The sequence below is a fragment of the Granulibacter bethesdensis genome (assembly GCF_001889545.1).
In the GTDB taxonomy this organism is placed as follows: domain Bacteria; phylum Pseudomonadota; class Alphaproteobacteria; order Acetobacterales; family Acetobacteraceae; genus Granulibacter; species Granulibacter bethesdensis_B.
Genome location: NZ_CP018194.1, coordinates 1,552,818 through 1,565,853, shown reverse-complemented (window position 1 = coordinate 1,565,853; position 13,036 = coordinate 1,552,818). Strand labels below are relative to the sequence as shown.

The window sequence follows — 13,036 nt, the reverse complement described above, 5'->3', positions numbered from 1 at the left end:
GTGCGCGGGGATAGTCCGCCCGGATTTTGTATCCCGCGTCGCCACATCCTGGTTCCCCCGCGTGCGCGGGGATAGTCCCTATAAGGGCCGCAATGACCGCGTTGCGCTCGAGGTTCCCCCGCGTGCGCGGGGATAGTCCTGACCCGTTTTTCAGGCCCGCAAGCTCCGGCGTTGAGGCCGGAGATAGGGCGGTTAGCTGTCTCAATCTGGTGTTCGCTGCTGCTCGATATACTGCCGGATGATAGAAAGCGGCGCGCCACCACAGGACGCTGCAAAATAGCTTGGAGACCAGAGCACGCCACGCCAGTAGCGGCGGACAAGCGCGGGATGCATCTGCCTCAACCTTCGGCTTGAAACACCCTTGAGGCTGTTCACGAGAACAGACAAAGCCACCTTGGGCGGATAGTGCACGAGGAGATGCACGTGATCATCCTCCCCGTCGAATTCCACCAGATGGGTTTCGAAGTCTGTGCAGACCTTCTCGAAGACAGTCTGCATATCTTTCAGGATCGCGGCAGTGAAGACATGGCGGCGATATTTTGTCACGAAGACCAAGTGGACATGAAGCGTAAAAACACAGTGCCTGCCTCGTCTGTAATCATTGTTATTCCCCATAGGCCAATGCTATACTTTCCAAATGATCCAGCGCAAGGCCAACATCTACCGGCTTTACCCGGATGCGAAGCAAAGGCTTACGCTGGCCGGGATCGCCGGTGCTTGCCGCTTCGTCTATAACCTCGCGCTGGAACAGAGGCGGGACTGGTGGCAGCGCCACAAGGACAGAACCGGCAAAGCCATTTCGTTTGCCGGGCAATGCCGCGAACTCACCGACTTGCGCCGGGATGTGGACTGGCTGCGCGAAGCGCCGATCCACCCGCTGCAACAGGCGCTGCGCGATCTCGACCGGGCCTATCAGAACTTCTTCTCCGGTCGCTCTGGCTATCCGTCACCCCGTCGCAAGGGCCTGCACGACGGTTTCCGTTTTCCCGATCCGGCCTCGCTGCGTGTAGAGCGGATCGGAAAGAAGACCGGGCGCATCAAGCTCCCCAAGCTCGGATGGGTCGCCTTCCGGGGTTGGTATGATCTGCCCGGTGCGATCCGCAACATCACGATCTCCCGGCGAGCAGGACAGTGGTTCGCTTCCGTCCAGTGGGAGCGCGAAGTTCCAGACCAGGCTCTATCCACTCTGCCTGCAGTTGGTTTGGATATGGGTGTGTCGGTTTTTACCGCCATGAGCAGCAGCACGACGATTGCTCCAGGCAATTTTGGCAAGAAGGCCCTGTGCGCTCTGAGGAAAGCACAGCGTTCTGTATCCCGCAAAAAGAAGGGCAGCGCCAACCGACGTAAGGCAGTCTGGCGTGTGCAGAAACTGCACGCCCGTGTCGCCAACACGCGAAAGGATTTCCTCCACAAACTCAGCACGACCATCGCCAAGAACCACGGCACGGTCGTTGTGGAGGCATTGCAGGTGCGGAACATGTCCGCATCGGCCAAAGGCACGGCAGAAGAGCCGGGTCGTAACGTTCGGCAGAAGGCCGGGCTAAACAGGAGTATTCTGGATCAGGGCTGGCGGATGTTTCGCACGTTTCTAGGCTACAAGCTGGCGGATAGAGGCGGGAAACTGGTTGAAGTGCCAGCCGCCTACACAAGCCAGACATGCTCTGTCTGTGGAGTAACAGACCCCGCAAGTCGGGTCAGCCAGGCCCGCTTTGTCTGCGCCACCTGCGGACACACTGAAAACGCGGATATCAACGCCGCGAAAAACATCCTACGGCGGGCGGACTGCCCGTTGAAGCCTGTGGAGGGACACCGCATCAGGCGGCCCGTTGAAGCAGGAAGCATCGGGAGGGCTGCTTAATGCAAGCTCAAACCAGAACCATCGGCCTTCAGGCCGGTGAGCAAGTCAGGCAAGACGTAGGCGCTGCTTTACCACTTTAACGTCGATGAAGAAGGATGCGGCGATCGTTTCCTCGGTCATGCCCTTGTCGCGCATCGTCTGAAACGCCCGAAACTGGTCGAGCGGATGTAGTGGCGCGCGGTCAATATTCTCGGCAAGCGACACCTCGTCGATCAGAATGCCGCTCGCCGCATCGCCAACGATGCATGGCACGGGCGCGGTCTTGGCAAGGCGCTTCTGCTTGGCCAATAGTTCGAGCGCACGATAACGGCGTCCGCCCGCAGGCACCTCGAACATGCCAGTCTCTTGACCATCGGCGTCGAGAACCGGCCGGACGTGCAAGGACTGGATGAGGCCGCGCCTGGCGATAGATTCGGCAAGATCCTCGATCGAGACGCCGACCTTGACACGCCGGACATTGGACTGGCTGAGCACCAGCTTGTTGAAGGGGATATCGCGCGACGACGACAAAGTGATTTTCTGATTGGCAGATGCCATGATCATTACTCCGCGACAGACGCCGAAAGACTTTCTCTCGACCTAAAATCCGTCACGAAGCGAAGCGCCGCCCTCTTCCTCTGAAAGGGCAGCGCCACGGACGTATGGGTTTAAACAGGTTCGAATCAGTGTTCTGTCTTGTTTATCCTAATGGGATTCCTCCCATGGATTGAGCAGTGGCACGCCCGTTGGCGCGAAATCAGCCAGATTGCGGGTCACAACCGTCATGCCATGAGCCAGAGCTGTCGCGGCAATGAACGCATCCCGCTCGGGGCGCGGGTCCGGCACATGAAGGGGTGCGCAACGCAATGCCACGGCGGTATCGACAGACAAGGTTCGATCCGCAAATTCGGGTAAGACATGGTGATCCATCCAGGCACGAAGCCTGGCCCCTTGGGGCGGATCGCGCCGTTCGATCCGAAGGATGCCGAGTTCGATTTCCATGAGAGTGACGGCGGAGAGATAGAAAGTCGTGGCATCCACGCTGGACAGCCAGGCGACGACATTGGCATCCGCTTTGCCGTCACCGGCCTTCCGAAGTTCGGAAATGACGTTGGTATCGAGCAGGAACATTATGAGAAATCCGCCCCGCGAGCGAGTTCCCGCGAGCGCGGCGGATCAAACTCGATGTCGGCAAGGCCGGGCATGGACAGGGCATCAACGATGCTCCGACGTTTGCCGGTGATGCGCTGGTATTCCTCAATGCTGAGCAGGACATGGGTGGGCTTGCCCCGGTCGGTAATGAAAACTGGCCCATCTGAGGCGACTTTCTTGGCCCGGCCGGTGTCCTGGTTGAATTCCCGGCTCGATAGGGTGGTGATGGTCATGGGCGGCACTCCTGTTTTCAAGGATAAATCAGTTTTTGTATAAAAGTTCCTACAAAACTTTTTTGTCAATGTTTTAGGCTGAATGTGAAAGCCGGAAACACGAAAAGCCGTATTCCCGGCTTTGTTGAGGTCAATTGGCGCGATCAAGCAACTTCTTCGCCTTGGCTTCCATATCGAGGCGAGCGTCCTGATGCGGCTTGTGGCGTGCGACCGCCGTGATGCCTTGCACAAAATCGAAGATGCTTTCGGGCGGATGGCCTTCCTCGGCCAACACTGTGTCGATGATCTTGACGGTCTCGGCTTTTGAGAAACCGCGTCGCCGCAGGAAGTCGTTGCGATCTTGGTCAGTATTAGCAACAATACGTTCGCGCGCCGCTTTGATGCCGTTGATGAAGGGCGTGGGCGACGAATTGGCAAAGTTGAGCAGCGCCGGGGCTGCCTCCTGGGCGAAGCGTGAAGCAGCGTATTTGCTGTGGCGGATGCTGACCTCCTCGAAATCCTCGACGCCCCACAGATTGCGATTCTGGCACACGGCGCGCAGATAGAAGCTCGCCATGCCAAGCGTCTTGGCACCGACCTCCGAGTTCCAGGCATAGAATCCTCGAAAGAACAGGTCGGGAGAGCCGTCTGGGAGGCGACCGGCTTCGATGGGGTTTAGGTCGTCGACCAGAAACACGAACACATCGCGGTCGCTGGCATAGAGAGTCGTCGTATCTTTCGAGATATCGACGTGCGGGTTATAGATACCCGTCGACCAATCGAGCACGCCCGGCACTTTCCAGCGGGTGTCTCCCGTGCCGTTGCCGGCAATACGCTGCACTGCCTCCACCAGCTCATGGTCGTAGATGCGCCCATAGTCGGGGCCGGTCACGGCGCGAAGCTCGACGCGGCCATTGTCGGTTTCCAGCGTCTTGATCTGTTCGATGCGGTTTGAGGCCAGGCCGTATTGCAGATTGATACCGGCGAGTGCTGCCGGAAGCTGACGCAGATAGGCTGCGGGTGCGCCGACCTGGCTCGCCAACTGACCGAAGCTCCAGTGTGTCAGGGCCACTGGAGCCTCGGCGTCGGGCAGGATCAGCGACAGCCGCTCGGGATCAGTACGGCTCGCCTCGACATGGATCAGCGCAGTTTCCACCACACGGGTCCGGCTGCGTACGGACCGATCGCGCACCGAGCGGTCCAGCTCACCAAGCGACAGGAACCGCTCGTCATCGGGCCGTGAAAACCACTCTGACGAAACTCGGCCGACGCGCTCGCCGCGCGTGACATCGACCTTATAGCCGCCGCTGAGATGGTGGCTGGCGTCAAGAACCTGCGTGTTCATCGGAACAACTCCATGACGGAAGCCAAAAGCCTCTCTCTCGGCACTCATCCGTCACGGAAATCCATTCCGCCCTCTTACTCTTCTCACCTCCTATCGCGGCCAGACGTTCCGGCCATCGGACAGAAACTCCAGGAATCCAGCCGCACGGCCTGTCCTTGCCTGCCAGTTGGTGAGCCCGAGGATCAAACACTGGCTTCCCATCACTATAGCGATTGCCAACAGTTCAATACTGGCCGGGGAAAAAACATCTCGCCCAAGAAAAAAAACAATACGGCACCACCATATCAAAACAAGCAGCATTAAAATCGCAAACAAACGGCAGAGCATAAGGGTACGTTTTTGCACAGAACTGAGTTCAGACGCGTCATTCCTATCCGCTGGCGCGGTTTCTGACGATGCTGCGGAAAAAGTATTGGAAGGCGTAATAACAGGTAGATCACGTAGCAGCCGCGTCCCCTCGCGAGCCGCACGTATACTCGGACGGAAGGCGTATTCGATCGGAAAAAGAAGCCATCCGACGGCTTTGGCCACACGTCCAGCGTAGCGTTGACGATTACTCATGGGGGGGCAGGCTCGCGAGGAACTGATTGATGTCATCTGGTACCCCGGCTTCCTTACGGGAAACACCAAGGCGATCCTTCCAAACAAAGGTCGGCGTTCCACGCATCTGGATCGCGTGGGCAGCAGCCAGGTTTAAGGTCAGCGCGGCTTGTGCCGTGTCGTTTGGTGTATGGTCAGGTTCGGCATGCCCGAGATTGCTGATCCGCCGCCAGGTATCGCCCATCTCGGCCGCTGAGGCTGAAAGCAGTTCCAAGGCTGCAAGCGTAGATGCTCCGCCATTTTCATGATCATTGATCGAAATCGGCACCAGGGCGAGCTGAATACGCCCCTCTTCTATGGCAGCCCGCAAGGTGCTGAAGGCGCGGGTGGAGAAAGGGCATAGTGGATCGATCACCATATAGACACGCGCTGCGCCCTGCCGGCCCACAAGCCCATAATGTGCTGATGCCAAGCGCAGCACCGGATCAACCATACTGACTTGCTCACCGGCCTTCAGGCCGGTGAGCAAGTCAGGATCTGCCCGGGTATCCGAGCAAGAGGTTCCCCCGCGTGCGCGGGGATAGTCCGTGTGCCAGAAAATGTGCCACTCTGGTCCCGGCGGTTCCCCCGCGTGCGCGGGGATAGTCCCGAGACGCCGATCACGCCGCGAGAGGTAGTCCAGGTTCCCCCGCGTGCGCGGGGATAGTCCCTGGCCCAGCACGTACACGTCAGAAAATGCGTTGGTTCCCCCGCGTGCGCGGGGATAGTCCACAGTGGACGAAAGTATCTTTATGTATCATCCGGGTTCCCCCGCATGCACGGGGATAGTCTGACGTAGGTGTTCTGAATTCAGAACACCCGGTGCCTGTAGCTTCCCCAGCATATACGTGAAGAGCGTAACCTCCCCCCTTTTACACGGGGATGGACCGATCTGCCTGCATGGGCTACTTGGCGCGTTCATCCTTTCATCCGGCTGATGCCACTATTGGCTGACGCCCTTCATGATCAGGTTCTCGATCGTCGCATGGCCACCAGCAACGATATCCGCGCCACGTTCCTTAACTACTTCGCCCGTAACGGGCATGAGGTGGTCGACAGCTCTCCGCTCGTGCCGCGTAACGATCCCACCCTGCTGTTCGTCAACAGCGGTATGGTGCAGTTCAAGAACGTGTTCACAGGGCAGGAAAGGCGGCCTTACAGCCGTGCCACGACCTCCCAGAAATGCGTCCGCGCCGGGGGGAAGCATAACGACCTCGATAATGTCGGCTACACCGCCCGGCATCATACCTTCTTTGAAATGCTGGGGAATTTCTCCTTCGGCGATTATTTCAAGGAACAGGCGATTACCCATGCCTGGAACGTCGTCACGCGCGAATTCGGTCTGCCGGCCGAAAAGCTGCTGGTCACGGTCTATCAGGATGATGACGATGCGGCCCGGCTATGGAAATCCATTGCCGGATTGCCGGAAGAGCGCATCATCCGCATTGCATCCGCTGATAATTTCTGGCGCATGGGTGATACCGGCCCGTGCGGACCCTGTTCCGAAATCTTCTATGATCATGGTCCTTCCATTCCGGGCGGGCCGCCGGGCAGCCCTGATGAGGATGGTGACCGGTTTATCGAGATCTGGAACCTTGTCTTCATGCAGTATGAGGAAGGGCCGCCCGGCACACGTGTGAGCCTGCCGCGCCCCTCCATCGATACCGGCATGGGGCTGGAGCGTCTGGCTGCCGTGCTGCAAGGCAAGCACGATAACTATGATACCGACACGCTGCGCGCCCTGATCGTCGCCAGTGCCGAAGCCACCGGGCAGGATCCGGATGGTCCCCACAAGACCAGCCACCGCGTGGTGGCCGACCATCTCCGCTCCACCAGCTTCCTGATGGCGGATGGTGTGCTGCCCTCGAACGAGGGACGTGGCTACGTGTTGCGTCGTATCATGCGTCGTGCCATGCGCCACGCTCATCTGATGGGCATGACCGAGCCGCTGCTGTACCGTCTGGTGCCCGCGCTGGTGCGGCAGATGGGCGCGGCCTATGGGGAGCTGCTGCAGGCCCAGCCCCTGATTACCGAGACGCTAAGGCTGGAGGAAACCCGCTTCAAGGCCATGCTTGATCGTGGTCTCGCCATGCTGTCCGACGAGGTCGGCAAGCTGGGTGAGGGCCAGACGCTCAGCGGTGATGTGGCGTTCAAGCTCTACGACACATATGGCTTCCCGCTCGATCTCACGCAGGATGCGCTGCGCGAACAGGGCCGTGCCGTCGATGTGGCCGGGTTTGATGCCGCCATGACGGAGCAGCGCCGTCGCGCCCGCGCCGCCTGGTCCGGCTCCGGTGATGCCGCTCAGGAAGGGGTGTGGTTCGAAATCCGTGATCGCGTCGGTGGCACTGAGTTCCTTGGTTACTCCACAGAGAAAGCCGAAGCCGAAATCAGGGCGCTGGTTGCCAATGGTGCGCTGACCGAGACGGCGCCTGCCGGAACCGAGGTCGCCGTGGTGCTCAACCAGACCCCGTTCTATGGTGAGAGTGGCGGTCAGGTTGGTGATACCGGTATTATCACTGGTCCCGACGGATTGCGCATTATCATTTCCGACACGCAGAAAAAACTCGGCGATGTGTTCGTGCATCTCGGTCGGGTGGAAAGTGGTCTGGCCCAGATCGGCCAGCCGGTGGAAGTGGTGGTTGATCACCAGCGCCGCAGCGCCATCCGCGCCCATCACAGTGCTACTCATCTGCTGCATGAAGCGCTCCGTCGGCGTCTTGGCACGCATGTGGCGCAGAAAGGCAGCTTGAATGCGCCGGATCGCCTGCGTTTCGATGTCAGCCAGCCCACCCCGATCACCCGTGACGATCTGGCTGTGGTGGAGGCAGAGGTCAACGCGTTGATCCGTCAGAACAGCCCGGTCAACACCCGCCTGATGACGCCGGAGCAGGCGGTGGCCGAGGGAGCCATGGCGCTGTTCGGTGAGAAATATGGCGACGAAGTGCGTGTCGTCTCCATGGGCGCACCGGTGGAGGAGGGCAGAACAGCCTACTCTATTGAATTGTGCGGTGGCACTCATGTCGGGCGTACCGGTGATATCGGACTGTTCCGCATTACGGGTGAGAGTGCCGTCAGCGCCGGGGTACGCCGGATTGAGGCGGTCACCGGAGAAGCCGCGCTGGCCCAGATTGCCGAGGCTGAGCGTCGCCTTCAGGAGACCGCATCCCTGCTGCGTGTAGCCCCCGGCGATGTCGCCACCCGCGTTGCGTCCCTGCTTGAGGAACGCAAGAAGCTGGAAGCCCAGCTGGCCGATGCCCAGCGCAAGCTGGCAACCGGTGGTGCTGCTGATAAGGTTGAGGAAATCGGCGGCGTCAAGCTTGCCGCCCGTAATCTGGGCGATGTTTCGCCCAAGGAACTCAAGGGTCTGGCCGAGGCTATCGCCCGTCAATTGGAAAGTGGTGTCGTTGCGCTGGTTTCCACGGCGGAGGGCAAGGCCAGCGTCGTGGTCGGTGTAACCGCCGACCTGACCAGCCGCTTTGATGCTGTGACGTTGGTGCGGGCTGCCAGTGCGGCAGTTGGTGGTAAAGGCGGTGGTGGCCGCCCGGATATGGCGCAGGCCGGTGGACCGGATGCCGCCCAGGCCGATGCGGCCTTGCAGGCCGTGCGGGATGCTATGGCGGCTTGATCGCTTGCGTGTTCAGGAACGACGGAAAAAGCCGCTCCGGTGACCGGGGCGGCTTTTTCCGTCTATCATCACATCCATACTCTGGAGATAGGACCATGCGTCTGCTGATTGCTCTGATTCTGCCCTGGTTGACCTTTTTTACCATCGGTCGACCCATTTCCGGTGTGGTCTGCCTGATTCTTCAGGTCACCCTGATCGGGTGGCTGCCTGCCACCATCTGGGCCGTTTATGCACTCAGCCAGTACAAGACGGATCAGAAAATTGAACAGGCTTTTGGCCGTCGACCGTAATCCGTATCGCAAGCCACGACGACACGACCTTCCGCGATCGCAGCCTCATCGGACGCCATGATCGCGGAGCCAGGCGAGGGTGCGGCCCCACGCATTTTTGGCGACCGCCTCGTTATAGGTCGGGCGGTAATCGGCATGGAAACCGTGATCGGCCATATAGTAATTGACGATTTCCACGCGCTTTCCGGCCGCTGTCGCTTTGTCGGCGGCTTTCTGAACATCGGCCGGGTCGATCATCTTGTCCTGACCGCCATACAGCCCGAGTAGCGGACATTTCAGCTGATCCGCCACGTCCAGCGGAGAATGCGGCTGGATCTCGGTATCCTCGGTTTTGACCGGGCCGTAATAGGCGACGGCTGCTTTCAGTTTGGGATTATGCGTGGCGTACAGCCATACGTCACGTCCGCCCCGGCAGAAACCAATCACGCCAAGCCTGTCGGCGCTGCCACCATGCGCGGCAGCCCAGGTGGCGGCATGGTCCAGATCATCGAACACAGTGGCATCAGGCGCCTTGCTGATGACGTCGCGCAGAATAGTCTGCACGTCACTCATTTTCGACAGATCGCCCAGCCGCGCATACAGCTCCGGCGCCACCGCCATGAACCCTTCATGCGCCAGACGGCGGCAGACATCGCGAATATATTCATGCACGCCAAAAATTTCTTCGATCACCAGCACGGTCGGGAACGGTCCCTTGCCCTGCGGAGACGCAACATAGGCCGGGATTTCTCCATCGCTTACTTTGATGTGCTTTTCACCGGCCATGATCCCATGCGTGCCGGTATGAATGGCGGCGGCATGGGCTGCGCCGGCCGCCGTGCTGAAGCCGCCTATCAGGGAGGTCATCAAAAAGCCGCGTCTTTGTATCATTTTCGTCCCTGTCTGTGAGGTTACCGGGAAGGTCAGGATCAGACCATGGCCTTCTTCAGCCGCTCATCAAGAATTTTCAGGAAGGATTCTGTCGTTTCCCAAGGATGAGTCTTGTCGATCAGCAAAGCCAGATCCTTGGTCATGATGCCTGATTCAACGGTTTCGATGCAGACACGCTCCAGCGTTTCGGCAAAGCCCGTCACATCCGGAGTCTGATCGAAGCGGCCTCGATAAGCCAACCCGCGTGTCCATGCGAAAATGGAGGCAATGGGGTTGGTGGAGGTGGGGCGGCCCTGCTGGTGTTCCCGGTAATGGCGTGTGACTGTTCCATGAGCAGCCTCGCTTTCCACTGTCTGGCCGTCCGGCGTCATCAATACGCTGGTCATCAGCCCGAGAGAACCGTAGCCCTGGGCCACGATATCGCTCTGTACATCGCCATCATAGTTCTTGCAGGCCCAGACATAACCGCCGGTCCATTTCAGGGCGCTGGCAACCATGTCGTCAATCAGCCGGTGCTCGTAATGCAGGTTCTGCTTTTCGAATTTTTCCCGGAATTCATCGATGTAAATGGTCTGGAAAATATCCTTGAACATCCCGTCATAGGATTTGAGGATAGTGTTTTTGGTCGAGAGATAGACCGGGTATCCACGAGCCAGACCGTAATTGAACGATGCGCGGGCAAAGCCTTCGATGGAGGCGCGGGTATTATGCATCCCCATGGCGACGCCTTCACCGGCAAAGCGATGCACCTCCAGTGTCTGGGCTGGTCCTCCATCGGCGGGTTGATAGACCAGAGAAACCTCTCCCGGCCCTGGCACGGTCAGTTCGGCAGCCCGGTATATGTCACCATAGGCATGGCGTCCGACCACGATCGGCTTGCTCCAGTGTGGAACCAGACGCGGGACATTGGCGCAGATAATCGGCTCACGGAAAATCGTGCCGTCGAGGATATTGCGGATGGTGCCGTTCGGGCTGCGCCACATTTTCTTGAGACCGAATTCCTTCACCCGCGCCTCATCAGGTGTGATGGTGGCACATTTCACGCCGACCCCCAGACGCTTGATCGCGTTGGCGGCGTCCACGGTGACGGCATCGTCTGTGGCATCACGGTTCTGGATGCTGAGATCATAGGATTCGAGCGTGATATCCAGATACGGCAAGATCAGCTTCTGCTTGATGAAGCCCCAGATGATCCGGGTCATCTCGTCGCCATCAAGGTCAACGAGGGGCGTTTTTACCGTAATCTTCGCCATGGCACGTTTCCTGTCGTTTCTTGGCCAGCCATATCGGGCCGACCTTTGGCCCCAGTGTGGCACCCGATCTTGTGCCTCGACAAGGAGCGGCCCTGAATTTGGCCGACATCTGACAGGAAAACAGCGATTGCCCCACTGCCGGAGCAGAAGGGCAATCGCTGTCAGAAAGACATGTCTTTTTCAATGAGGGAGAGTTTATTCCGCTTCTCTGGCCAGTTTCCCCAGCGCGTCGGCAATCCCCAGATCACCGGGAAGGGCGCCGCGCGGGAACAGCCGGTTGACATGTCCCATCTTGCGGCCCGGCCGGGCTTCGGCTTTCCCATAAAGATGCGGGATCAGTCCGGGCGTGGCGAGAATATCCGGCCACAGCGCAACATCCTCCGGCCCCACCAGATTGCGCATGACCGCATCGGAATGGCGGATTGCAGGGGGCAGGGGCAGGCCGGCCACGGCGCGGATATGCATCTCGAACTGGCTGACCGGGCAGGCATCCATGGTCCAGTGCCCGGAATTATGCGGCCGGGGCGCGATTTCGTTCACCAGAACGCGCCCCTGTGCATCCACGAACATTTCGACGGCCAGCAGCCCGATCAACCCCAGCGCCTCTGCCACTTTACGGGCGATGGTCTGGGCGGCCTGTGCTGTTTCCTCCGGCAGGCGGGCAGGGGCAAGCGTCAGGTCCAGAATGTGATGGCGATGGCGGTTTTCCACCGTATCGAATGCGGCAATAGTGCCGGAGGCACTGCGGGCCACAACGACACTGATTTCCATCGCGAAATCCACGAAGCCTTCCAGCACCAGCGGGTGTGGAGACAGAGTCTTCCACGCTTCATCCAGATCATCAGGCCCGTTCAGCCGTGCCTGGCCCTTGCCGTCATAGCCAAGCCGGGTGGTTTTCAGGATGGAGGGATAACCGAGCGCCGTAACGGCCTCATCCAGCTCGGCCCGGCTGGTGACGGCATGCCATGGCGCGGTGGGGATGCCGGCATTGTTCAGGAAGGTCTTTTCCGACAGACGATCCTGACTGATACGCAGAATGGTGGGGGAGGGATGGACCGGTTTCAGTGAAGCCAGCAGATCCAGCCCTTCGGCGCTGACATTTTCGAACTCGAACGTCACCACATCGACGGCATTGGCAAAAGCGCGAAGGGCCTGCGGATCGTCATAGGCCCCGATCGTATGTGCGGCAGAGACCTGAATGGCAGGCGAATCCGGCGCATCGCTCAGGATATGGCAGCGATAGCCAAGGCGAGCAGCCGCCAAGGCGGACATACGGCCAAGCTGGCCGCCGCCAATGATGCCGATGGTGGCATTGGGGGGAAGGGCAATTGTCATGGGGCAGGCTTATCGCGGAAGAGAGGCTGTTTCGTCTACTGTTTCAGCAACCGATGCGGTCTGGGCGGCCCTCCATTCATCGAGCCGCGTTGCCAGGGCAGGGTCGGACAGGGCGAGGATGGAGGCGGCCAGCAGAGCGGCGTTGATGGCGCCGGCCTTGCCGATGGCCAGGGTGCCGACCGGAATGCCGCCGGGCATCTGGACGATGGACATCAGGCTGTCCATGCCCTTCAGGGCGTGGGATTCCACCGGCACGCCCAGAACAGGCAGGCGCGTCCATGCCGCGCACATGCCGGGCAGATGGGCTGCTCCGCCCGCTCCGGCGATAACGACTTTCAGGCCCCGGCTGGACGCCGTACGCGCATAATCGGCCAGCCGATCCGGCGTCCGGTGCGCGGAGACGATGCGCTTTTCATGCGGGATACCGAGCTTGGTCAGGGTTTCGGCAGCATGCACCATGGTCGGCCAGTCGGACTGGCTGCCCATGATAATCCCGACCAGCGGGGAGGAGGAATGATGCACGGGGTTCATAAGA

General features: G+C 59.8%; 13 protein-coding genes, 1 pseudogene and 2 CRISPR repeat arrays (1 of these 16 running past the window's edge). Of the genes and pseudogenes, 3 read left to right on the top strand and 11 right to left on the bottom strand.

The genetic code is table 11. The features are described 5' to 3' along the window. Window positions 1–139: a CRISPR direct-repeat array (repeat unit 28 nt; unit sequence GGTTCCCCCGCGTGCGCGGGGATAGTCC); it reaches 255 nt to the left of the window's first position. Window positions 140–201: 62 nt separating this feature from the next. Further along, window positions 202–615, bottom strand: coding sequence for an IS200/IS605 family transposase (gene tnpA, locus GbCGDNIH8_RS07230; RefSeq protein WP_072572667.1), 414 nt, complete (start codon window positions 613–615; stop codon window positions 202–204). Between the two features lie 22 nt (window positions 616–637). On the opposite strand from tnpA, the gene GbCGDNIH8_RS07225 reads away from it, so the two are divergent. Then, window positions 638–1,858 carry an RNA-guided endonuclease InsQ/TnpB family protein gene (locus GbCGDNIH8_RS07225; RefSeq protein ID WP_072572665.1) on the top strand — a complete coding sequence of 407 codons (1,221 nt, stop codon included), beginning with the start codon at window positions 638–640 and terminating at the stop codon, window positions 1,856–1,858. 51 nt (window positions 1,859–1,909) lie between these two features. Here the strand turns inward: GbCGDNIH8_RS07225 and GbCGDNIH8_RS07220 are convergent. The 6 genes and pseudogenes from GbCGDNIH8_RS07220 to GbCGDNIH8_RS07195 all read right to left on the bottom strand — a co-directional run. Next, window positions 1,910–2,395, bottom strand: a pseudogene (locus GbCGDNIH8_RS07220) (ParB/RepB/Spo0J family partition protein); the annotation flags it as partial. Between the two features lie 147 nt (window positions 2,396–2,542). Next, on the bottom strand, window positions 2,543–2,968 hold the full coding sequence (locus GbCGDNIH8_RS07215; protein ID WP_072572664.1) for a type II toxin-antitoxin system VapC family toxin: 426 nt from the start codon (window positions 2,966–2,968) through the stop codon (window positions 2,543–2,545). Further along, a complete protein-coding gene (locus GbCGDNIH8_RS07210; protein WP_072572662.1) occupies window positions 2,968–3,222 on the bottom strand; it encodes a type II toxin-antitoxin system Phd/YefM family antitoxin in 255 nt (84 codons plus the stop codon). The genes GbCGDNIH8_RS07215 and GbCGDNIH8_RS07210 overlap by 1 nt, the downstream gene beginning before the upstream one ends. Before the next feature lie 130 nt (window positions 3,223–3,352). Beyond that, entirely contained in the window at window positions 3,353–4,546 is a 1,194-nt protein-coding gene (locus GbCGDNIH8_RS07205; protein WP_072572661.1) for a DUF932 domain-containing protein, read from the bottom strand. Between the two features lie 90 nt (window positions 4,547–4,636). After that, window positions 4,637–5,107, bottom strand: coding sequence for a hypothetical protein (locus GbCGDNIH8_RS13055; RefSeq protein WP_072572660.1), 471 nt, complete (start codon window positions 5,105–5,107; stop codon window positions 4,637–4,639). Continuing rightward, window positions 5,100–5,615 (bottom strand): DsbA family protein, encoded by a 516-nt coding sequence (locus tag GbCGDNIH8_RS07195; RefSeq protein WP_072572659.1) that lies wholly within the window; start codon window positions 5,613–5,615, stop codon window positions 5,100–5,102. The genes GbCGDNIH8_RS13055 and GbCGDNIH8_RS07195 overlap by 8 nt, the downstream gene beginning before the upstream one ends. A 30-nt stretch (window positions 5,616–5,645) precedes the next feature. Next, a CRISPR array of direct repeats spans window positions 5,646–5,917; the repeat unit is 28 nt; unit sequence GGTTCCCCCGCGTGCGCGGGGATAGTCC. Window positions 5,918–6,110: 193 nt separating this feature from the next. Here GbCGDNIH8_RS07195 and alaS point away from each other — a divergent pair. After that, window positions 6,111–8,753 (top strand): alanine--tRNA ligase, encoded by a 2,643-nt coding sequence (gene alaS, locus GbCGDNIH8_RS07190; protein WP_072572657.1) that lies wholly within the window; start codon window positions 6,111–6,113, stop codon window positions 8,751–8,753. Window positions 8,754–8,848: 95 nt separating this feature from the next. Next, window positions 8,849–9,043: a YqaE/Pmp3 family membrane protein gene (locus GbCGDNIH8_RS07185; protein ID WP_072572656.1), complete on the top strand. Its 195-nt coding sequence runs from the start codon at window positions 8,849–8,851 to the stop codon at window positions 9,041–9,043. Window positions 9,044–9,088: 45 nt separating this feature from the next. Here GbCGDNIH8_RS07185 and GbCGDNIH8_RS07180 read toward each other — a convergent pair whose 3' ends face one another. The 4 genes from GbCGDNIH8_RS07180 to purE form a co-directional block, all read right to left on the bottom strand. Continuing rightward, complete coding sequence (locus GbCGDNIH8_RS07180; protein ID WP_253735980.1) at window positions 9,089–9,889, bottom strand: dienelactone hydrolase family protein; 801 nt, start codon at window positions 9,887–9,889, stop codon at window positions 9,089–9,091. 62 nt (window positions 9,890–9,951) lie between these two features. After that, window positions 9,952–11,166 carry an NADP-dependent isocitrate dehydrogenase gene (locus GbCGDNIH8_RS07175; RefSeq protein ID WP_072572654.1) on the bottom strand — a complete coding sequence of 405 codons (1,215 nt, stop codon included), beginning with the start codon at window positions 11,164–11,166 and terminating at the stop codon, window positions 9,952–9,954. A gap of 195 nt (window positions 11,167–11,361) precedes the next feature. Next, a complete protein-coding gene (locus GbCGDNIH8_RS07170) occupies window positions 11,362–12,501 on the bottom strand; it encodes a 5-(carboxyamino)imidazole ribonucleotide synthase (RefSeq protein ID WP_072572652.1) in 1,140 nt (379 codons plus the stop codon). A gap of 9 nt (window positions 12,502–12,510) precedes the next feature. Continuing rightward, window positions 12,511–13,032, bottom strand: a complete 522-nt coding sequence (gene purE / locus GbCGDNIH8_RS07165; protein ID WP_072572651.1) for a 5-(carboxyamino)imidazole ribonucleotide mutase — start codon at window positions 13,030–13,032, stop codon at window positions 12,511–12,513. Window positions 13,033–13,036: the final 4 nt, after the last annotated feature.